The organism is Evansella clarkii (assembly GCF_002019695.1).
Taxonomy (GTDB): Bacteria; Bacillota; Bacilli; order Bacillales; family Salisediminibacteriaceae; genus Evansella; species Evansella clarkii.
Genome location: NZ_KV917376.1, coordinates 1,258,705 through 1,279,806, shown reverse-complemented (window position 1 = coordinate 1,279,806; position 21,102 = coordinate 1,258,705). Strand labels below are relative to the sequence as shown.

General features: G+C 42.7%; 18 protein-coding genes. 6 read left to right on the top strand and 12 right to left on the bottom strand.

Annotated elements, in window-relative coordinates; genetic code table 11:
- Positions 1-8 precede the first annotated feature (8 nt).
- The 7 genes from BK582_RS06045 to BK582_RS06015 form a co-directional block, all read right to left on the bottom strand.
- A complete protein-coding gene (locus BK582_RS06045; protein WP_078593444.1) occupies positions 9-353 on the bottom strand; it encodes a YwdI family protein in 345 nt (114 codons plus the stop codon).
- A gap of 44 nt (positions 354-397) precedes the next feature.
- On the bottom strand, positions 398-2,182 hold the full coding sequence (locus BK582_RS06040; RefSeq protein ID WP_078593443.1) for a M3 family oligoendopeptidase: 1,785 nt from the start codon (positions 2,180-2,182) through the stop codon (positions 398-400).
- A 32-nt stretch (positions 2,183-2,214) separates the two neighbouring features.
- The gene (locus BK582_RS06035; RefSeq protein ID WP_078593442.1) at positions 2,215-2,892 is read right to left on the bottom strand and encodes an NAD(P)H-binding protein; all 678 of its coding nucleotides are present in this window, start codon (positions 2,890-2,892) and stop codon (positions 2,215-2,217) included.
- A gap of 95 nt (positions 2,893-2,987) precedes the next feature.
- A complete protein-coding gene (locus BK582_RS06030) occupies positions 2,988-3,857 on the bottom strand; it encodes an NAD(P)-dependent oxidoreductase (RefSeq protein WP_078593441.1) in 870 nt (289 codons plus the stop codon).
- 221 nt (positions 3,858-4,078) lie between these two features.
- A complete protein-coding gene (locus tag BK582_RS06025) occupies positions 4,079-4,858 on the bottom strand; it encodes an aldo/keto reductase (RefSeq protein WP_078597818.1) in 780 nt (259 codons plus the stop codon).
- Positions 4,859-4,948: 90 nt separating this feature from the next.
- Positions 4,949-5,635 carry a uracil-DNA glycosylase gene (locus BK582_RS06020; RefSeq protein WP_078593440.1) on the bottom strand — a complete coding sequence of 229 codons (687 nt, stop codon included), beginning with the start codon at positions 5,633-5,635 and terminating at the stop codon, positions 4,949-4,951.
- 375 nt (positions 5,636-6,010) lie between these two features.
- The gene (locus BK582_RS06015; RefSeq protein ID WP_078593439.1) at positions 6,011-8,008 is read right to left on the bottom strand and encodes a methyl-accepting chemotaxis protein; all 1,998 of its coding nucleotides are present in this window, start codon (positions 8,006-8,008) and stop codon (positions 6,011-6,013) included.
- 240 nt (positions 8,009-8,248) lie between these two features.
- On the opposite strand from BK582_RS06015, the gene BK582_RS06010 reads away from it, so the two are divergent.
- Together BK582_RS06010 and bshB2 are read left to right on the top strand one after the other, a co-directional pair.
- Positions 8,249-8,599 (top strand): YojF family protein, encoded by a 351-nt coding sequence (locus BK582_RS06010; RefSeq protein WP_078593438.1) that lies wholly within the window; start codon positions 8,249-8,251, stop codon positions 8,597-8,599.
- Positions 8,600-8,656: 57 nt separating this feature from the next.
- Positions 8,657-9,337, top strand: a complete 681-nt coding sequence (gene bshB2 / locus BK582_RS06005; protein WP_078593437.1) for a bacillithiol biosynthesis deacetylase BshB2 — start codon at positions 8,657-8,659, stop codon at positions 9,335-9,337.
- Between the two features lie 218 nt (positions 9,338-9,555).
- On the opposite strand, the gene BK582_RS05995 is transcribed toward bshB2, so the two are convergent.
- Both BK582_RS05995 and BK582_RS05990 read right to left on the bottom strand, forming a co-directional pair.
- The gene (locus BK582_RS05995; RefSeq protein WP_078593435.1) at positions 9,556-10,083 is read right to left on the bottom strand and encodes a hypothetical protein; all 528 of its coding nucleotides are present in this window, start codon (positions 10,081-10,083) and stop codon (positions 9,556-9,558) included.
- 249 nt (positions 10,084-10,332) lie between these two features.
- Positions 10,333-12,177, bottom strand: a complete 1,845-nt coding sequence (locus tag BK582_RS05990; protein WP_078593434.1) for an LTA synthase family protein — start codon at positions 12,175-12,177, stop codon at positions 10,333-10,335.
- A gap of 483 nt (positions 12,178-12,660) precedes the next feature.
- On the opposite strand from BK582_RS05990, the gene BK582_RS05985 reads away from it, so the two are divergent.
- Together BK582_RS05985 and pdxK are read left to right on the top strand one after the other, a co-directional pair.
- On the top strand, positions 12,661-13,893 hold the full coding sequence (locus BK582_RS05985) for an aminopeptidase (protein WP_078593433.1): 1,233 nt from the start codon (positions 12,661-12,663) through the stop codon (positions 13,891-13,893).
- Between the two features lie 194 nt (positions 13,894-14,087).
- Positions 14,088-14,897, top strand: coding sequence for a pyridoxine/pyridoxal/pyridoxamine kinase (gene pdxK / locus BK582_RS05980; RefSeq protein WP_078593432.1), 810 nt, complete (start codon positions 14,088-14,090; stop codon positions 14,895-14,897).
- A 13-nt stretch (positions 14,898-14,910) separates the two neighbouring features.
- Here pdxK and BK582_RS28020 read toward each other — a convergent pair whose 3' ends face one another.
- Complete coding sequence (locus BK582_RS28020) at positions 14,911-15,045, bottom strand: hypothetical protein (protein ID WP_276328195.1); 135 nt, start codon at positions 15,043-15,045, stop codon at positions 14,911-14,913.
- Between the two features lie 450 nt (positions 15,046-15,495).
- On the opposite strand from BK582_RS28020, the gene BK582_RS05975 reads away from it, so the two are divergent.
- On the top strand, positions 15,496-16,875 hold the full coding sequence (locus tag BK582_RS05975; RefSeq protein WP_078593431.1) for an alanine/glycine:cation symporter family protein: 1,380 nt from the start codon (positions 15,496-15,498) through the stop codon (positions 16,873-16,875).
- A 277-nt stretch (positions 16,876-17,152) separates the two neighbouring features.
- Positions 17,153-18,514, top strand: coding sequence for a YjiH family protein (locus BK582_RS05970; protein ID WP_078593430.1), 1,362 nt, complete (start codon positions 17,153-17,155; stop codon positions 18,512-18,514).
- Positions 18,515-18,692: 178 nt separating this feature from the next.
- On the opposite strand, the gene BK582_RS05965 is transcribed toward BK582_RS05970, so the two are convergent.
- Together BK582_RS05965 and BK582_RS05960 are read right to left on the bottom strand one after the other, a co-directional pair.
- Entirely contained in the window at positions 18,693-18,974 is a 282-nt protein-coding gene (locus BK582_RS05965) for a hypothetical protein (protein WP_078593429.1), read from the bottom strand.
- 76 nt (positions 18,975-19,050) lie between these two features.
- Positions 19,051-20,892, bottom strand: coding sequence for a terpene cyclase/mutase family protein (locus BK582_RS05960; RefSeq protein ID WP_078593428.1), 1,842 nt, complete (start codon positions 20,890-20,892; stop codon positions 19,051-19,053).
- Positions 20,893-21,102: the final 210 nt, after the last annotated feature.

The window sequence follows — 21,102 nt, the reverse complement described above, 5'->3', positions numbered from 1 at the left end:
GGGCTGTTTTAAAAATCAAACAGGCTGTCGCTTTCCGGGTCGTCTCCCTCATCATAAATGGCATACTTCTTCTCCTGTGGCGCACTCTCTTTACTGCCGCTGCCTGTACTCTCCGCTGCACCAGCATGCTGGCCGGATGGACGCTGCTGGCTTTCCACATCTCGCACAGTTGCGTGCTGAACTGCCGGCACAGTCTGTCCCTTTGAGTTCGCTGACAGAAGTAAGTCACAATAGGTTCTAATTACTGCCGCCTGTTCCCGATAAGCTGAGGAACTGTCTTCTTCCACAGAAACTTTCAGCTTTTTCAGCTCTTCTTCCATTTTTTCCACAACAATCCTTGCTGGAATTTCCATAAACGCTTCCTCCTTTCAAAACAACAGTCACTGTCGTTTTACAACTATTTTGCAGTGAGTTCCATGAAAGTTTTTAGGTCTTCTTTTATTAAGTCGATTGCATCCTGCCAGAAGTCAGGCTTAGTAAGGTCGACATTTAAATGTTTTTTCGCAAGATCCTCTACCTTCATTCTCCCCGTATCTCTGAGAAGAGCAATATATTTTTCTTCAAACCCTGCTCCTTCTTTTGCCGCCTGGGCATAGATTCCCATACTGAACAGATAGCCGAACGTATACGGGAAGTTGTAGAACGGCACTCCTGTAATATGAAAATGGAGCTTCGAAGCCCAGAAGTGAGGGGAATAAGATCCCAGAGAGTCGCAATACGCCTCTTTTTGTGCCTCAAGCATTAACTCATTCAGTCTGTGGACACTCACCAGACCTTTCTTCCGTTCCTCATAAAATCTCGTTTCAAAAAGAAAGCGGGCATGGATATTCATAAAAAATGCAATGCTCCTGTTCAGTTTATCATCAAGGAGCTGAATTTTCGCCTCATCAGTCTGTGCACTTTTAACTGTTGCATCGGCAACTATCATTTCCGCAAAGGTGGAAGCTGTTTCCGCCACATTCATCGCATATCTCTGTGACATTGGAGGAAGATCATTCATTACATACTGATGATAAGCATGCCCAAGCTCATGAGCAAGAGTGGCAACGTTTGAAGCTGTGCCATCATATGTCATAAAAATACGGGACTGCTCTTTCAGAGGAAATGTTGTACAGAATCCCCCTGGCCTCTTGCCTGCCCGGCTTTCCGCTTCAATCCACCGGTCTTCAAAAGCCATTTTTGTAAACTCAGCCATTTTCGGGCTGAAAGAATTAAACTGCTCAATAATCATATCCGCAGCTTCATCATAACTTACTTCCTCAACATTTTCAGAAAGGGGCGCTCCGATATCCACCATATCCAGCCGCTCTTCCCCTAAAAGCTCCGCCTTGCGGTTCATGTAATCTACAAAATCAGGTTTGTTACGTGTAATCGTCTCCCACATTACATTCAGTGTTTCCTTTTCCATCCGGTTTATTTCCAGTGGTTCTTTTAATACATCCTCCCAGCCTCTGGCCTCATATGTTTGCAGGCGGAAACCGGCAAGATGGTTTAATGTGTTGGCAAAAAGCTCCGCCTCCTGAGCCCATGCTTTTTCATATTGTTTAAAAGCATGCTTGCGCATTTCGCTGCTTTTCGAGTTCATTTTATTAGCCGCCTGGCCTGCGGAAAGTTGTTTTATCTCTCCATCTTCTTCTATCTCCACTGTCATCCGCCCGACGATTGTATTGTAAAAATCTCCCCACGCATGATAACCGTCCACCGATAAAGCCTGGATAAGTTTTTCTTTGTCTCCGGAAAGCTTTTCTTCAGCCATGGAGCGTCTTTCGTTTAAATTATAAACGATTTCTTTCATTTCCTTCTGGCTGGTAAATTGCTCCCATTGCTCATCATTAAATGACAGAAGCTGTTCGTCGATAGATGTCATCACCGAGGAATATGAGGACGAAAGCTGTTTTATACGGCCTGTAAGCAGCTTCGCACCTTCATCTTTTACATCCTGAGCTGACAGGCAGCTCACAAACGCACCTGCCTCCCGTACTTTTTTCCCCATTTCCTGAGCCTGCATTACTTTTTCAGCCCAGATCTGCAAATCTGAATTATTCTGTAAAGCATCCAGCTCCTTTTGGCATTCCTTTAATTCATCCTCCAGATTGCTTAGGAAATCCCTGAATTCTTCGGAACTGCTTCCTCCTGGAAAAATAACATCTAAGTCCCAGACATCTTCGTATTTATGTGTCATATGATAGCCCCCTGTAATTTTTTTATCTTTCTTTATGCTTTTTTCGTGTGCATACCGAGATCGCTTATTTTATCTGATTCATACAAATAAGTACCGCTGCTTTCCTCCTGGGCAATAGCCTTCATGGCTGCTGCAACAAATCTTCCTTCCACCGGTTTGTATTTTTCAAGCGGGCCTCTGAACAGTGTGCTTAATTTCCGGCTGGCTGCTTCCGCTGCTTTTTCTCCTAACCTGAATTCATCTCTCTCACCCGTTAAGAGGGACGGCCTGAAAATATGCAGTGAAGGCAGCCCCAGAGAGAGCAGCTTCTCCTCTAACTGGCCTTTTACCCGGCTGTAAAAGAACGGGGATTTTGGGTCTGATCCCGCTGCAGTAATAATCAAAAACCTTTTTGCCCCTGATTGTTTCGCCAGTTCCGCCAGCTGAACCGGATATGTATAATCCACCTGTATAAAATTATCCTTTGTCTCTGCCTTTTTCATAGTAGTGCCAAGCGTAACGAATACATCGTCAATTCCTTCAAGAATGCTTTCATGTCTCGCCAGTTCATCAAAGTCTATAATATGTTCCTGAACCCCGCGTTTATCGGAAAACTCTGTTTTTCTCCTGGCCAGAATCCGGATTTCACTATATATTCCGCTCTCCAGAAGTTCGTAAACGAGGCTTCTTCCTACAAGACCAGTTGCTCCTGCCACAAGCGCTTTTTTCATTTCGATGCCATCCCTTCCGCTGAGATAATAACACTTTATCACGGCATGTAAATACTTAAAATTTTCCCGCCATCAGCGTGAATCCACCATTGTTATTAAGCATCTATATAATATTTATACAGCGCCTGGGTTCCTGAGTTATCTTCTCCTTGATCAGCCAGCTGTTCATAGAGATCTTTAGCAAGCTTAAGGCCTGGAGTTTCCAGCCCCATCTCTTCTGCAGATTCAATGGCTATTTTCATATCTTTTATGAAGTGCTTAATATAAAAGCCGGGCTCAAAGTCACCGTTGATCATTCTTGGAGCAAGTTTACTCAGCGAGAAGCTCCCGGCAGCCCCTGTTTCTATACTTTTAAGGACCTTTTCCTGGTCAAGCCCTGCCTTTTTTGCATAAGCCATAGCTTCAGATACGCCCATCATCGCGCCGGCAATAGCAATCTGGTTTGTCATCTTCGTATACTGGCCGGCACCGGCAGGGCCCTGAAGCTGTATATTATTCCCAATTAACGAAAAGACCGGTTTCACTATGTCAAATGCTTCCTGTTCTCCTCCGGCCATAATAGACAGTTTGGCGTCTCTTGCGCCAATATCTCCTCCTGAAACAGGCGCATCAAGGGCGTAAATACCTCGTTTTTCCGCTTCTTCACTGATTTTTTTGGCCAGCAGAGGAGTTGAAGTAGTCATATCAACAACACATGCGCCCTCCCTGGCATGATTAAGGATCCCCCCGTCACCAAGGTAAACTTCCTCTACATCTTTCGGATAACCGATAATGGTTATAATAATATCTGCTTTTTCCGCTACCTCAGCCACTGTACCGCACCATACTGCTCCATTTTCAAGAAGCTCTTCGGCCTTTGTTTTTGTGCGGTTATAAACAAAAACTTCGTAGCCTCCATCGAGAATATGGCCTGCCATGCTTTTGCCCATAACGCCAGTTCCTATAAAACCTACTTTATGTTTCATATTTTCTCCTCCCGTTTTCCGTATATATTATTTATTATCTAAATTGGACCATCATACTTCGGAATTAAGATTGTAGTAAGGTTGGATTTTCGCTCTGGGCAGCCGCTTTCCTCGGGCAAGGCTTCAGCTAACCGGGGAAAATCGCCACGATGGATCTTCAGCTCTTGCTTTTCCCGAAGGGGGCGGCTGCCCGAGGCTTCCATCTGCCAAATAAGTGTGAATTACACAAATTCATCCGGATGAGGTCCGAACCGCTGATTTTGGTTGCATCCGTCGAGCTTCTTTACATCTTCATCGGATAAAGTGAAGTCAAAGATATCTTTATTTGACTGAATACGGGAAGGAGTGATTGATTTAGGAATCGTGACGACGCCTTTTTGCAAATCCCACCTCAGAATAATCTGCGCAGGTGTTTTCCCGTATTTTTCACTTAATTCTTTAAGAAGAGGGTGATCAAACATTCTGCCTCTTGTTAAAGGACTCCAGGCTTCCAGCTGTATTCCTTTTTCTGTACAGTATTTATGAAGCTGTTCCTGTACCAGTAATGGGTGATACTCTACCTGATTGACAGCTGGTACTATTTCAGCATCTTCAAGAAGTTCTTCCAAGTGATGAATCAGAAAATTGCTTACCCCAATGGCCCGTACCTTTCCGTCCTTATAAAGTTTCTCAAGAGCCCGCCATGTTTCTTTAAACTTTCCAGTGACCGGCCAGTGGATTAGATACAGGTCTATTGTCTCAAGCCCAAGGCTTTGACGGCTTTTTTCAAAAGCACGTAAGGTTTCCTCATACCCGTGGTCATCATTCCACACTTTTGTCGTAACGAAAATCTCTTCTCTCGGGATGCCGGATTCTCTAATTGCTTCTCCCACGCCTTGTTCATTCATATAAAATGCAGCGGTATCAATGCTTCGGTAGCCTGCTCTCAGAGCTTCTTTCACAGCGGTTTTGACCTCTTCCCCATCTTCCGCTTTATATACTCCAAGGCCAAGCCAGGGCATTTCAACTCCATTATTTAATTTCACTTTCGAATCTATAGTCAGTTTCACTGGTTACATTCCTCCTGCAATTTTGACTGAAGCTTATTTGAATTAAAGACTGTCTGTTTTAACCGGCAATTCCCAGTCAATCTCTTTTGAACCTGTCTCTTTCAAAAACTTATTCGTTTTTGAAAATGGCCTGCTGCCGAAGAAGCCTCTTCTTGCGGAAAAGGGGCTCGGGTGAGGCGAACGGATGATATAATGGTGGCTGTTCGTAATCAGCTCTTCCTTCTCCTGAGCGTGTTTCCCCCATAATATAAAGACAACCGGCTCCTTACGTTCATTAAGTTTTTCAATAATCTTATTAGTGAACCTCTCCCAGCCTCTTCCTTTATGTGAAGCGGCATGTCCCTTCTCCACTGTTAATACAGTATTGAGAAGAAGTACCCCTTCTTCAGCCCACTTCTGGAGAAATCCATGCTCAGGGACTGGGTGCCCAAGATCTTCGTGGAGCTCCCTGTAAATGTTTTTTAGTGAAGGGGGGATTTTAACACCTGGCTGCACAGAAAAGCTTAAGCCATGCGCCTGGCCCGGTCCGTGATATGGATCCTGGCCGAGAATGACCGCTTTAGTATTTTTGTAAGACGTTGTTTGCAATGCGTTAAAAATATTATGCATGTCCGGATATACGGTTTTTTCATTATACTCTTTTTTCAAAAATTCCCGGAGTGCTTTATAATAAGGCTTTTCAAATTCCTCACTCAAATATTCCTCCCAGTCGTTTGATAACTTAGCCATTTACTCTGTCCCTCCTGTCAGCTTAATCTTCAGAATAAATATAGATTTAAGAGGTTTTCCCTTCTCAGGAGGTATACAATCCCTCTATCTTACGCTTGCTATTATCATAACATACAGAATATTTTTAAATAAAAATAGACCCACTCCGGAGAATAGGGTCTTAATTATCTTTAGTTTTGTTTACTCTCTCTGAGGTTGAAATAATTGTCTTTATCATGTCTTTAACCACTTAGTCTGCGGGTAATACCCTATCCTCAGGCCACGAATCACTCTCTTTCGTTACCTCAACCCCTGTCAACTCCTCGCTCAGGGTACGCATCACTCTCCTGCAATACATAGGTTTCCCTGATGTACTGGTGATTCGGCTTGATTCACCTATACCTTAAATCTGTTTGCCCGTTCTTCCAGTTCTGAACTAAGCTCATTCAGGCTTTCCGCCGATTTTCCTACTAAATTAAGTGCGGTTACCTGTTCAGTTGCGGATGCTGACACTTGTTCTATAGCAGCTGCAGACTCTTCTGCAACTGTAGAAATATTTTCCATAAAGTCCATCATTTGTTCCTTCTGCTCATTAACTTTTTTCAGGTCTCCGGTAATATCGGCAATAGAATTACTCATCTTCTGAATGTGTTCGACAATGGAGACAAACGAATTTTGTGTGTCTTTAACCGCTTCTTCCTGCTCTCCGCTGAGCGTGTACGCTCCCTGCATGGAACCGGCTACCCTTTCTGTCTCATTCTGCACATCGGAGATTGTCTTTCTGATCTTGCCTGCTGCCTCCATAGACTGCTCTGCAAGCTTTCTTACTTCTGCGGCGACTACTGCAAAACCACGGCCATGTTCTCCGGCACGGGCTGCTTCAATGCTTGCGTTCAGTGCCAGGAGATTCGTCTGGTCAGCAAATTCAGAGATTGTGTTAATGACTACATTTATTTCATCTACTTTACTGGTAAGCTGGCTTATAGCATTATTCACCTGGTTAAATACATTGTGGGTTTCTTTCGTACGCTGGTCGAGAAGAGACATTTTTTCAATACCTGTCTCACTTACCTGCTTCACTTCGCCAGAAAGAATATTTAACTCATTTGTTTTTCTCCCTGCCTCGCTTACTGTTTCAGAAAGCCCGCGCATTTGTCTGTTCGTCTCTTCTATTTCCTCTGTCTGTCTCACTGCTCCTGAGGCTACTTCATTTACAGCGCCGGCGATTCCATCGCTGGCAGCAAGCGTTTCTTCCGAGACCGCACTCAAGTCCTCTGACATTCGCCTGCTTTCATTGACAGAAGACTGAATAGAAGCGATGAGCCCCTTTAACTGATTACTAGTATCATTTACAGAAGCAGTCAGCTGTGCTATTTCATCTTTCCCTTTTATCTCTGCCTGTTCTGTAAAATCTCCGGCTGCCATCTTCTTCAACTGGCCATTTAGTATTCTTACAGGCCTGGAAATTCTGTTAGCAGCAACATAGGAAGCTGCCGCAGCCAATAAAATGGCGGCTGCAGTAACAATAAGAAAAATATTTCTGATTTCCGTAAGCTGGGAATATAACTCACTATTTTTATATACAGTGAGGAGTTGCCAGTTAAGCCCTTCAACAGCTGAGTAATAAATGGTTTGATCTGTTTCCCTGTCTGATACAGAACCGGCCGTTAAACCAGACTGGAAGATATCGTTAATATATCCCTCGTCTGCTTCAGACCCAAGCATTTCAGCATCAGGGTGAGCAATGATCGATCCTTCGCTGTTCAGAAGAACAAGCTCTCCCCCATAACCAAGCTCAATTCCGCTGAGAGTTTCGGTAAGGTCGTTCAGAAGAATATCCATACCCATTACGCCTGCAATGCTATCACCGGCGTAGACTGCCTTTGCTCCGGTAATTGTCAACTCTCCAGTGTTGATGTCAAGATACGGATCGGTCCAGATAACTGACCCTTCATTTGCAGCTGCATTCTCATACCAAGGTCTTGTCCGAGGATCAAAATCCTCAGGCAGATCTATCACAGGGGCTGAAACGAGCTCTCCTGATGAAGTGCCCATATACATCAGCTGAACATCTTCTTCCAGTTCCATAAAGTACTCGTAAGCCTGTGAAATATCGCTCCACATAAACTCCGTTTCAGAAAGGTCCTCGTTAGTATTCAGCAAGTATCTTTCGGTTCTCTCGTCCTCAGCCATTAATTCAACCGTATTCTGAAACTTATCGAAATAGGAGTGAATATAGCGGTTCACCTCATTAACAGATGCTTCAGCACTTCCCTCAACGGAGCGTTCCACCGTATCACTTAGCTGCATATAAATAACCCCAGAAGCAAGCAGCATTGTTAAAATTACTAACCCACAGGCAAAGACTGTCAATTTTCCTCTTATCGTTCTCATATAACCGGTCTCCTTCAAATTTTATCTTCGCGTACTATAGTCCTGTTACTTATGTCTTAATTATGTAAGAATTTTTACTATTTCTCAACAAAAATTCAGAAATTTCCCACCCTTATTTAAAATAAATAGTTTAGTCCCAGTCTGGTTCCTTCATAAACCGGAGATAAAGACAAACAGATGTATTTTTAGTAAGATGAGAAGGACAATAAACTTTCAGGTTGTCTTCAGGAGGGAATTGCTTTGAGACCGATAGATCCGCAAAAATTGCAGGAAACCATAACAAACCTGGCAGGAAAGAAACTTTATATCCACTTGGAAACAACAAACGGTGCCTATGCTACCCATAAAGATCAGTCATTTTTTTCAGCGGGGGCCTTTTTACGGAATGCCCAGTTTTCTTTTATACACGGAAAAGTTAAGGGAGAAGGCCCTTATCGGGTAGGCCTTGAAACGGATATTGGCTGGCTTTATGCGGAAGGGCTGACTGACTGGGAAATTGATGAGAATAACAGAGTGTTAATTGCAGGCCATGACCATGATGGAAAACTGGCTATTGCTCTGCAGTTAAGTGAAACCCCATTCCCTAAGTAAAAATCGTCAGGAGCAGTACTAAAAACTTTCTCACTGAATTTAAAAGGAAGTGATTTTATGGAACGTCACGTACTAGTTGTATTTCCCCATCCGGATGATGAAGCATTCGGAGTTGCCGGAACAATAATCTCCCACACAGATGCCGGGACTCCTGTCACCTATGTCTGTCTTACCTTAGGTGAAATGGGGCGCAATATGGGAAAACCTATTATTGCAAACAGGGAGACGCTTCCTGAAATACGTAAAAAAGAACTGGAGGAGGCATGCAGGCATTTAGGGATTGAAGATTTGCGAAGATTTGGCATGCGGGATAAGACGGTGGAATTTGCCGACCAGGATGCGCTGGTCAGCCAGCTGTTCGAAGTCATCCAGGAAACCGATCCTTCGTTAATTATCACTTTCTACCCTGGATATGCTGTCCATCCTGACCACAATGCCACTGGTGCTGCTGTTATTCAGGCTGTTCAGAGGCTGCCTGTGGAAGCAAGGCCTGTGGTGCATGCGATTGCATTTTCAGAAGGATGTGAAGACATTCTCGGACCACCTGATGTCATCAATGATGTGAAACATATTGCAGAGAGAAAATTTAAGGTAATCGAAGCCCATGCTTCGCAAACTTCCGGCGTAATCGAGGTTATGAAGGAGCGTTTTCTGGAGGCAGATGAAACAGTGGAGGGATACATGCTTAAGGAGCGTTTCTGGACCTTCCCGGTTAACAGTGATAAACCTGAAAAATAATTCAATTTTTCCAGGGCCAGCGAGTGCCCTTTCACTAACTTAAAGCTAAAAAGGCGGGCTCCTGTTTTTTCAGGTTCCCGCCTTTTAGCTTATTGCCTGTTGAGAATAACACAATCTCATTTTTTATCTTCCCTTTCCCCCGTACTGCGTTACTCTTCCGTAAATCTTTGCTGACTTCTGCAGCTACAGTATTTTCGTAATAAAAAGTATACTTTCTGCTATTGTTTACTGTATTGCGCCAATTTTTCAAGCTTCTCATATTTATATGGGAGAGACTCACCAGTAAGCTCTTTTAACACTGGCATCAGTTTCTTTTTGGACAGCACTGTATATGAAAAAGTTCTGTAACGGTTCGGAAACTTTGCCGTAATTTCCACCAGCAGCCGGTCTGTCTGGGTTCTCACAATCTGGTCTGCTTCCATCACTGTTTTAATTTTCCTGAACAATGGGACAAACAGAACAAATCTGTCCGTTACGACAAGAAATCCTTTCCTTTCTTTCCGCATCCTGATGGCATCAACGATTACTTTTGGTTCCTCGCCAACCATCGCTTTAACCTTTCTTCTGACAACGAAACGAAAAACAAGGTCAAGCCCGAAAGAAAGAATAAAAGCTGCTGCCAGGCTCAAAAGCCCGTAGATCCATCCCCACTGCCATAAAAAGATCAGGCCGAAGAAACCGAATATTAACCAGCTTAAAACATATCTGAGGTATTTTTCATGATAAGGTCTTGTTCGCTGAAGCATATTTTTTCACCTCCTGTAATTTAATTTAGCTCACCTGAATTATTTGGAACATTCAGGCTAATCTGAATCTACTGACATGTTCTTATTATTTAATTAAATAGTATAACAAAGAACATGAAATTATGAAAGCTTTTTTTAAAAGTTCTTTATTATTTTATTAAGTAATAAAAGACTGCTGATCTGAATACCGACCAACAGCCATAACATTGAGATTGCAAATTTCGTCAAGAAACAACACTGAATTCACGCTTACCGAAACCTGAATAAATCACCGTAAATTATTTTATCGGAATAATAGAGATCACGTTCCCCCCGGTGCATTAGTGGTATACATTTCTCTAACGGAACAGAAGTACCGCTCTCTGCATCCAGGCAGTTATCACTTACATATATATATTCATCCGTTACCACTGTTCCGTTCCTCAGCACAGCAAAGTTGTCTCTGTCCTCAGCCAGCAGATCCCTTCCGAACATCAGCTGATCTTCCACAGGAATGCCAAGAAGATTCAATAAAGTCGGCTTAACATCAATCTGGCCGGAGACTGTCTCATACGTCTTTCCTTCCATACCCGGGATATGAATGATCAGGGGAACCCTGTTTAATTCCACTACATCCTTAAGAGTCATATCCTTTTCAAGAAACTCACCCAGGGCGTCATAGTGGCTTTCCGCGATCCCATAATGATCTCCATACATAACAATCATTGTATTCTCGTAGAGACCATCCTCTTTTAGCTGCTCCACAAGAAGTTTCATAGCTTCGTCGGTATATCGGACTGTAGGGAAATAACGATTTAATATCTCACTCTCAGAATCGTATTCACTTATAAAATGGTCCTCTTTGTCCAGCTCATAAGGAAAATGATTAGTTAAAGTAAGCAACGTTGCATAAAAAGGCTTTGGAACAGTCTCAATATGTTCCATTGTCTGTTCTACAAAATCAATATCTTTCATGCCCCAGCCAACGGAGTTCTCTTCATCAACCTCATAATCATCGAGAGAGAAATAACGCTCATAGCCGAGATTTTCATACATGATATTCCGGTTATAGAATGTTTCATCATTTGCGTGAAACGAAGCTGTGTAATAGCCATTGTCAGCCAGTATCTCAGGCAGAGCGTCGTATTCATTATCAGCATTTGTATGGAAAACCGCTCCTCTTCCAAGGGGATAGAGGGAGTTATTTATCATAAATTCTGCGTCTGATGTCTTTCCCTGTCCTGTCTGGTAATAAAAATTTTCAAAGTACAAGCTGTCTTCAATAAGCTCGTTTAAGAATGGAGTAATTTCTTCTCCGTCGATCGTTTCTCCAATAACAAAACTTTCGACTGATTCAAGGGAAACTACAATCACATTCATATCTTCTGCAGCACCGAAGTATTCCGGATTCCCCGGCAACTGATGCTCCTCCAGATGAGCTTCAATATCTGCCCAGTCTTCTCTGTCAGCAAAAACTGTCTGTGTGCTCGTCTGAGTATGGACGTAGGCATCATAAAGATAAAAGTTGTAGAGCCCCATGCTTTGTACAAGATGGTCTCTGTTAAATGAATGTGTCCGTGTTTCCGAGCTGGTGTTACCCGGCTGAAAAACACTGATAATCATTAATACCACAACAGCACTCATTCCAAACACCTTTTTTGAATGAGGAAAATAAACCCTGGCCAGAGTTAAGCTTTCCGGAGTTTTCCATACCAGCGCACCCAGAACGACCAGGTCGGCGAAGAAGAATATATCATACCAGTAAATCAGCTGAATAATGCTTGTGCTCAAATCACCCATATTCGCGCTCATCACGAGCATTGGCAGCGTTATAATATCACTGAATTCACGGAAATACACTGAATTAGCGTACAGGACGCCGGTTAAGATCGCACTTACGATAATATAGTACCTTTTCTGAACCTTAGTCGTGAAAAGCAAGCCTATGGAAAAAACGACAGCAAGGAAGACAAACGGATTGAATATAAAAATAGCCGTCTGCATAAACCCGCTGTAATTGATATTAAAAGTTAAGCCGGAAACCACAATGGTTTTTAACCACATGAGCAACAAGGCAAGCAGCATAAATTTGTGGTTTTTAATAAAAGCGTTCATGGTCCCGCCGTCCTTTCGTATTTTTTAAAAAACTCTATTCTATAACTCTCCTGGTTTCATTTGGTAATTTTATAACAGTCAGTACCCGAATTCCATTTAACTGGAAGTGCTATTTATTTATTGTATTTAAAAAGACGTATTAAAAGCAATAAATGTTTCAAATTTACAAAGTTTTCTATATTGCGGACAAGCTGTTTCGTATAGTACTCCTTTACCCTCTCAACCAGGGAATATTCTTCTTTAATTTACTGGCCACTTCAAAGAAGGCAAAATAAGACTGCCAGATTGCTATTTTTGTGCATTGCAGCCGCACTCACCGTTACATAAATTTTTTAAAGCGTATATCTGGATAATGGAAGGGCAGAACAAGTAAAGCGGGGAACCAGCAGAATAAGCCACGTTAATAACGTTCCGTGAAGTTTCCTAAATGTTCAGGAAGCTGGTACAATAAATGCGATAATGAAACAGAAAAGGGTGATAATGATGAGTAATTTACAGGAAAAAATCGAAAAGTATGCCGAACTGGCAGTTAAAATCGGTGTTAATATCCAGGAAGGGCAAACTCTTGTAATAAATGCCCCAGTTACCTCTGCTGATTTTGTACGCAGAGTAGCTGACAAAGCCTATGAAGCAGGCGCTAAAAACGTTCATGTGGAATGGAATGACGATGAGCTTACACGCCTTAAATACGACAAGGCCCCATTTGAAGCTTTTACTGAGTATCCTGAGTGGAAAGCGAAAGGTTTTGAAGAAATGGCGGAAAACGGCGCCGCCTTTATGACGATCAAGTCTACTGACCCTGATTTACTCAAGGGAGTGGAAGGAAAGCGGATCGCTGCCGCTAATAAAGCTGCAGGCCAGGCAATGGATAAATTCCGCAGTTACATACAATCAGATAAGGTGAGCTGGTTAGTGGTTTCCACCCCTTCCCCATCCTGGGCAGCGAAAGTTTTCCCTGATGCCACTGAAGAGGAACAAGAGGAAAAACTATGGGAAGCAATGTTCGAAGCAGTTCGTGTTAACACAGCAGATCCGGTTGCGGCATGGAAAGAGCACGATCAGAACCTTCAGAACAAAGCTAAAACACTTAACGGAAAAAATTATAAAGAGCTCCATTTTAAAGGCCCTGGAACTGACCTGAAAATTGAACTTCCGGATGGCCATGTGTGGGTAGGTGGCGGCGGCCCTAACCAGGATGGTGTCCACTTCGTGGCAAACATGCCTACTGAGGAAGTATTCACTGCACCAAAGAAAGATGGCGTAAATGGAAAAGTATCCAATACCAAACCATTAAACTACGGCGGCAATACAATCGACGGATTTACGCTTACTTTTGAAAACGGTAAAGTAGTGGATTTTTCTGCTGAAACCGGGGAGGAAACACTTGAGCACCTCCTTAACACTGATGAAGGAGCACGGTTCCTTGGGGAAGTAGCCCTTGTTCCCCACAGTTCACCGATTTCCCAGTCAGGAATCTTATTTTATAACACCCTTTACGACGAAAATGCGTCCAATCATATCGCCCTTGGCAGCGCCTACTCCACTTGTGTGAAGGACGGCGCGAATATGTCCAAAGACGAACTGGAGCAGCATGGTCTGAATACAAGTATTACTCATGTGGACTTTATGATCGGTTCCGGCGAGATGGATATCGACGGGGTCAAAGAAGATGGCAGCTCAGAGCCGGTATTCCGCAAAGGAGAATGGGCGTTTTAATCTCAGAATTAGAGCCATCCCAAGAACTGACCTCCTTAAAGTAAATAAGCCCAGGCTGTTTTAACAGGGTTTTCCCGCTAAAACAGCCTTTTTTTTTAATTTAACAGGCAAATCGTTTATAATATCAAATAGATTTGAAGTGGCAATACCGGCATTTTAAACCATTTCATCAGAAAATCAAGGAGGCAGTTTATATGACTATGAAAAAAGCACTTACGATTGCAGGCTCGGATACAAGCGGCGGAGCTGGAATTCAAGCCGATTTAACCACTTTTCATGAACTGGGAGTATACGGGATGACAGCCCTTACGACTATTGTAACTATGGATCCGGATAACGGCTGGCACCATAATGTTTTCCCTCAGCCTCTGGAAACAGTGGAAACTCAGCTTAAAACAGTGCTGAGCGGAATAGGTGTTGACGCAGTAAAGACCGGAATGCTTGGCTCAAGTGAGATGATCGAACTTGCTGCTGAAAAAATTAAAGAATATGACCTGAAAACTGTGGTTGTAGATCCTGTAATGGTATGTAAAGGTGCGGATGAACCATTATATCCAGAGCACACAGTGAGCTACAGGGAAACACTGGTGCCATTGGCAACAATCGTAACACCTAACTTATTCGAAGCTTCACAGCTCAGCGGTTTATCTTCTATTCAGTCAATGGACGAGATGGAAACAGCTGCAAAAAGAATTAAAGAACTGGGGCCTAAGTATGTTTTAATCAAAGGCGGCGGTGATATCGGCAATACAGCTATTGATTTACTTTATGACGGAGAAAATTTTGAAGTCTTTGAAGCTGAAAAAGCAGAAACTGAATACACTCATGGTGCCGGATGTACGTACGCATCTGCTATTTGCGCCGGGCTTGCAAACGGTAAAGATGTAAGAGACGCAGTAAAAGACGCAAAGAGATTTATAACTAATGCTATTAATAACTCTTTCCCATTAAATGAGTTTGTAGGACCTGTAAAACGTTTCGCAAACAGAGAAGAAACCTTTTAAAATAAAAGCTCTGTTAAACTTTGTTGTGGATTTTCGCTTCAAGAAGCTCTTGTCCTGCGGGCATTGCCTCAGCTTCCTCGGGATGCGGAATTACTGTCTCTTCCTCTTCCTCTTCCAGTATCCCTTTGAGGCTGGATCCGTGAGACAACTCGCAGTGTATTCAAGATGTTATGCTCGTGGCTAATGCTACTCCCGCCAGGCAAGGGCAAATGCTTCACCGAAAAATCATCGATTTGTCTCGACGGTTAATCTGCGAAGCTAAGCCAGCAAGACTCTTTTTGCGACTAGTAATCGCAGAAGCTGTGGAAGAGACCGTCTCGCTCGCATCTTTCGCGTAAATTAACAATATAATCAAAATCAACATCAGCCTTTCACAGAGCCTGAATAATCACCAGTATTATTGCCGAAAACTCCTTAACAAGGCCTGCACCCAGGCCTTGTTTCATTTTATTAAAACACTTCGCTGCAAACACTGTTCCTGACATATTTTCAGGGACTAACATAAAAATATATTTTTAAAATAGTAAAAATTTATACTAATTATTTAGAAAATTAAATATAATAGAACTATCTTTTAAATAAGAAGGAGGTAGAAAAAGTGGAGGCATTAGAAAACATAATTGGGCAGATAAGCGATTTTGTCTGGGGAGTTCCTTTACTTGTACTGATTGTTGGTACTGGTATTTTCCTGACGTTCCGTCTTGGATTTTTACAATTTAAGACACTTCCTTACGCAATGAAACTCGCATTCAGCCCAGCGAAGCAGGACAAAAAATCAAAAGGGGATATTACACATTTCCAGGCATTGTCTACCGCCCTGGCGGCAACGATTGGTACTGGTAATATTGCCGGTGTAGCTACCGCAGTAGTACTCGGGGGGCCTGGTGCAGTATTCTGGATGTGGATCAGTGCATTATTCGGAATGGCTACAAAATATGCAGAGGCTATCTTAGCTGTTAAGTACCGGGTGCAAAATAAAAACGGTGAGTTTTCCGGCGGTCCTATGTATTACATTGAAAAAGGGCTGAAAATGAAATGGCTGGCTGTAATTTTTGCATTCTTTGGTGCATTTGCAGCATTCGGTATCGGTAACATGGTACAGTCAAATTCTGTATCTTCCGCTTTAGGGGAAACGTTCAGCGTTCCTGCATTTCTTACTGGAATTATCCTAGCAGTATTAGCTGCTCTTGTTATTCTCGGAGGAATTAAAAGCATAGGTAAAGTTACTGCTTACTTAGTTCCAATTATGGCATTGTTTTATGTTATTGCAGGTCTCATAATCATCATAATGAATTTTGATGCAGTACCAGCTGCTGTCAGCTTAATTTTTACTGATGCGTTTACCGGAGAGGCTGTAGCCGGTGGTGCGATTGGGGCTGTAATCCGCTGGGGGGTTGCCCGTGGTGTATTCTCTAACGAAGCTGGTCTCGGTTCCGCGCCAATCGCTGCTGCGGCTGCAAAAACTGACTACCCTGGCCGCCAGGCTTTAGTTTCAATGACACAGGTTTTCATTGACACTATCGTAGTTTGTTCCATCACTGGTATCGCCATCGTTATGGCAGGCATGTATACAGGAGGAGATCTCAGAGGTGCGGACTTAACATCGGCTTCTTTTGAATTCTTCCTTGGTGGTGCCGGAGCTATCATTGTATCCATCGGTCTTGTGCTTTTCGCATTCTCAACCATACTCGGATGGTCCTACTATGGGGAGAAATGTTTCGGCTATCTGTTTAAAGAGGAAAGCATTAAATTCTACCGAATCGCTTTCGTCCTGGCAATCTTTGTCGGAGCAGTAGCCAGTCTCGACCTTGTATGGGGCGTGGCGGATGTAATGAACGGACTTATGGCTATTCCTAACTTAATCGGCCTTCTCGGGCTGTCTGGTGTAGTAGTGGCTGAAACGAATCGTTTCTTAAAGGTTGCACGTGAAGAAAAAGCAAGAGAGAAACAAGGTAAATCTGATTTACCAACAGGATAAGCGGGTAAGTACAAGAATAAGTGCTTTGTTTCTCATATATGGAAGCCTGTTCACTCAACAGGCTTCTTTTTTGGGAAGAATGTTTTAGTAGGGAGGTTGTATATATTACATACATAAATTATAACCTAATAATATTGAAGGGAGCGCATCACCGTTCTATTTCCTGTATTTTCAATCATAAATGTTGCATAATAATTTAAATTTACTATTGCTAGATCTTATATTATGAATTAAAATCAATAATATTGAATTATTATAAATCTTTGAGGTGATCACGTTGAGTTCAAATCCTAAGGAGCAAGAAGTTTCTTCCTCTGCGATATGGAAGTTTATAATACCTTCACTAATCGGGGTAGCTTTATTTATGACTCCCGTCCCTGTGGAGGATGGCGTCACAATACCTGTAGCAGTGCTCGCAGACTGGCTGCAAGGCGTATTAGCAGGTGTACTGCCTGAGATAATGACGATAGTTATTATAATAAGTACACTTGGTGTTTTTGTTCAGAAATTTGCAAAGCCGGATTTTATGACAAGAAGCGAATTTTCTAAGAACTTATTTGATATTAATATTTTCTGGACAGTTGTAAGAGTTGTTGCATCCATACTTGCTGTAATGGTCCTCTTTCAAATCGGCCCTGAATGGGTTTGGGATGATTATACAGGAGGATTGCTGCTGAGGGATCTTCTGCCTCTGCTGTTTACAATCTTTATTTTTGCCGGGTTATTCCTGCCATTACTATTGAACTTCGGGCTGCTTGAATTTGTCGGCTCCTTGTTAATTAAAGTAATGCGCCCATTATTCACACTTCCTGGCCGTTCTTCCATTGACTCTTTAACTTCATGGCTTGGAGACGGAACAATCGGGGTTATTCTTACTAACAAGCAGTATGAAGAAGGTTTTTATTCAAAACGGGAAGCTGCGGTTATTGCTTCCACATTCTCAGTTGTTTCAATTACTTTTTCATTAGTCATCATAGCGGAAGTGGATCTGGCTCATATGTTCGTTCCGTTCTATGCAACTGTAATTTTCGCCGGATTTATAGCTGCTTTGATTATGCCGAGAATTCCTCCTCTTTCCTTAAAGAAAACGGAATATGCTGACGGGGGAACAACGGAGCTTGATGAATCAATTCCATCGGGCCACTCGCCTGTAAGCTGGGGTCTGAAAAAAGCGAAAGAGCGGGCAGATAAAAATCATGATGTGAAAACGTTCTTCAGGGACGGTGCAAAAAACGTTCTCGATATGATATTAGGGGTTGCTCCTGTAGTTATGGCGATCGGTACTATTGCTGTTATCATCGCCGAGTTTACACCTGTATTCTCCTGGCTTGGCGCGCCGTATGTACCTCTTCTCGAACTAATGCGAGTTCCTGAAGCAGCTGCGGCTTCTGAAACTCTCGTAGTCGGTTTTGCCGACATGTTCCTCCCTGCTATATTCGCAGGCGGCATCGAGAGCGAAATGACCCGATTCATTATTGCCTGTGTTTCTGTTACACAGTTAATTTATCTTTCTGAAGTCGGTGGTGTGATCTTAGGATCTAAAATCCCACTGCGATTCTGGGAGCTGATTGTAATCTTTGTTTTACGTACATTAATCACTCTGCCGGTAATCACTTTGATTGCTCATATGATTTTTTAATTTATGGCTCTGTTAAACTTTGTTGTGGACTTTCGCTTCAAGAAGCTCTTGTCCTGCTGGCATTGCCCCCGTTGTCTTCCAGCATTCGTACAAATTTTTCAGCGCTCAATAATAGCAAAGAGGCTGTTCACTTCCCCTGGTGAACAGCCTCTTTTTGTATTAAATGATCACTAAAAGATTAATAACTGTTTAAAAGCCCCCACATTGCTCTGCGGTGCCATGGGCTTTGCGGATCAACCCCGCAATTCATTAACCATCTTGCTCCATACTCCCTTTGTGCAGGCGTTATTGCTACCCCGCAGCAATGAGCCAGCCTGTCAACCACACTGTAAGCCCCCGCAGGATGTCTCAAATCATGGTAAGTGCATGAACGAAGCACCTTGTAAACCCTGCACGCTACCGCAGGATTGGCAATCTTACACTTAAACATTTTCATTAAATGTGGATCAACACGTCCCATTCCAATCACCTCCTTATTTTTCAGTTTATGAACAAGCACCTATTATGTAACGGCACCTCTCCAGATGCCCCGTGACTTAATTTGAGTTATTTTCTGTCTTGTATTTTTTTATATAATGGTTTACAGCTATAAGCGGCCAGACGAGATCATAACTATGGTAATTTAAATAGAAGCTTCCCGGCAGCCCCCCGCCTGTTGGATATCCCGTTATACCCTTTTCTTCTGCAAGAAACCTCATCCCTTTGTCTATGGACTCCGTTGTTTTCCCATTTATTGCAATGAGGGCGTCAAGTGCCCAGGCAGTTTGGGCAGGTGTACTGAACGGAAGCGGCTGAAAATATTTCTTCTGATCGCTGTAACAGGATTCTCCCCATCCCCCATCTTCTTTTTGAATAGAAATAAGCCATCTTTCCGCCTTCAGCAGCGGAGGAAAATCAGCAGGAAGGCCTGCAGCTCTCAGCCCGGTTACGGCCGCCCATGTTCCATATATATAACAAGTCCCCCATCTGCCGTACCAGGAGCCATCCCTTTCCTGGTTTTCAGCCAGCCATTTAACCGCTGAATCAATGACCGGGTGCCCTTGGTTCATATTCATAACGTCTCCTAAAAATTCCAGTACTCTTCCTGTTAAATCTGCGCTTGAAGGATCTACCGCTGTATCCTTAATATTTTCAATTGGAAGATGCTTAACTAAAGAATTTCCCCTATTATTTTCAAATGAACCCCAGCCGCCGTCTTTGTTCTGCATTCGTAAAAGCCAGTTAAAGCCCTTATTAAAGGCGTTTCTCTGCTCAGGATCCACTGCTGCTTCCACTTGTACTGTCCGAAGCGCAGCCTGTGTATCATCAACATCGGGATGCCAGGAGTTGCTTTCTGAAAATCCCCATGCCCCTGTGTTCTGCTGCCGCTTTACTAAATAGCTGGATGCATTCCTGACCGCCTTTTTTACTTCCGGGCACCTGCACTCTGATTTATTTAAAGCGCAAGCAATGAGCGATGTATCCCAGATTCCAGATGGAGCATTCTGAATATGGAGGTTGTCTGCAATTTCAACAGAATTGTTTATAATACCTGCGGCGGCATTTTTGATAAGAGGAGAATCTGTGCCGTACCCCAAAGCTATTAAGCTGAATATGGAGATCGAGGTCGCACTTGTATAGCTCCCTGCCGTTCCATCCTCTTCGATCCGTTCAAGGATATACGACTCTGCTTTCTTTAATGCTTCCGCCTTAAATTTTTTTAAAAAAATAAAGTCTTTCAGTCTTTTAAGTAATGGGATTTTACCTCGCACCTGGTTTTTAAGCCGTTTTAAAACGGATTCCTCCAATATTAAATGAGATAAATCAGGAGTCCATTCAGTTTTAACGGTGACGCGTTTATATGCAGCTATTAAAATTGCAGCGAAGTGTATTTTCACATAGCTTGTAAGCTGATTAAAATTAATCGGAAAATGACGAGGCAGAATTAATAATGTAAGTGGAATAGGAAATATTACAGGCCACGGATACAGCTGATTTAAGGCCAGCATGAACTTTGTTGAATTATGGGTCTTTTTCAAGCCCCCTTTCCTTTTTATGAATTCTTCAGCTCTTTTCATCCTTTCATCATTCTTTGAGACAACCCCTGAAAAAAGCAGTCCCGTATACGCCTCAACCGTTGCCGATAAATTTCCGTCTTCTTCGTCACTGTGAAGTTTCCATGTCCCGTCTCGTTCCTGTAATGATAAAAGCCTCTTTGCAAGCCTTATTATCAGCTTTTCTTCAGGCATGTTCAAAACTCTTAATATAATTATTGTGTAAACATCTGTATGTGGTCCATTTTCACAAGGGAATCTCCAGGAGCCATCCTCCTGCTGCTCAGATAAAAACTTATTTATCAATTGCTTTTGAAATAAAAATATTTTTTCTAAGTATGACATTTACTTCTCCCCTTTCACAGGACCTGTTAGTTATACCTATGAAGAGAGGAAACGACCAGCAAGTGTGATACACCCAAATTCAGGTAATTAATTCCTTAATAAAACTAAATCGCCCAGCTAACCACTTAAAGGGTTCCATTTTAAGGTGTTTATTTTAAAATGCGTGCGGGAACTGACATTCTTATTTACATCGTTATGGATATAGGAAAA

What these genes read in the sequence shown, in the direction of transcription:
- BK582_RS06045 (WP_078593444.1), bottom strand. Translation starts at nt 353, where the DNA reads ATGGAAATTCCAGCAAGGATTGTTGTGGAAAAAATGGAAGAAGAGCTG.
- BK582_RS06040 (WP_078593443.1), bottom strand. Translation starts at nt 2,182, where the DNA reads ATGACACATAAATACGAAGATGTCTGGGACTTAGATGTTATTTTTCCA.
- BK582_RS06035 (WP_078593442.1), bottom strand. Translation starts at nt 2,892, where the DNA reads ATGAAAAAAGCGCTTGTGGCAGGAGCAACTGGTCTTGTAGGAAGAAGC.
- BK582_RS06030 (WP_078593441.1), bottom strand. Translation starts at nt 3,857, where the DNA reads ATGAAACATAAAGTAGGTTTTATAGGAACTGGCGTTATGGGCAAAAGC.
- BK582_RS06025 (WP_078597818.1), bottom strand. Translation starts at nt 4,858, where the DNA reads ATGCCCTGGCTTGGCCTTGGAGTATATAAAGCGGAAGATGGGGAAGAG.
- BK582_RS06020 (WP_078593440.1), bottom strand. Translation starts at nt 5,635, where the DNA reads ATGGCTAAGTTATCAAACGACTGGGAGGAATATTTGAGTGAGGAATTT.
- BK582_RS06015 (WP_078593439.1), bottom strand. Translation starts at nt 8,008, where the DNA reads ATGAGAACGATAAGAGGAAAATTGACAGTCTTTGCCTGTGGGTTAGTA.
- bshB2 (WP_078593437.1), top strand. Translation starts at nt 8,657, where the DNA reads ATGGAACGTCACGTACTAGTTGTATTTCCCCATCCGGATGATGAAGCA.
- BK582_RS05995 (WP_078593435.1), bottom strand. Translation starts at nt 10,083, where the DNA reads ATGCTTCAGCGAACAAGACCTTATCATGAAAAATACCTCAGATATGTT.
- BK582_RS05990 (WP_078593434.1), bottom strand. Translation starts at nt 12,177, where the DNA reads ATGAACGCTTTTATTAAAAACCACAAATTTATGCTGCTTGCCTTGTTG.
- BK582_RS05985 (WP_078593433.1), top strand. Translation starts at nt 12,661, where the DNA reads ATGAGTAATTTACAGGAAAAAATCGAAAAGTATGCCGAACTGGCAGTT.
- pdxK (WP_078593432.1), top strand. Translation starts at nt 14,088, where the DNA reads ATGACTATGAAAAAAGCACTTACGATTGCAGGCTCGGATACAAGCGGC.
- BK582_RS05965 (WP_078593429.1), bottom strand. Translation starts at nt 18,974, where the DNA reads ATGGGACGTGTTGATCCACATTTAATGAAAATGTTTAAGTGTAAGATT.
- BK582_RS05960 (WP_078593428.1), bottom strand. Translation starts at nt 20,892, where the DNA reads ATGTCATACTTAGAAAAAATATTTTTATTTCAAAAGCAATTGATAAAT.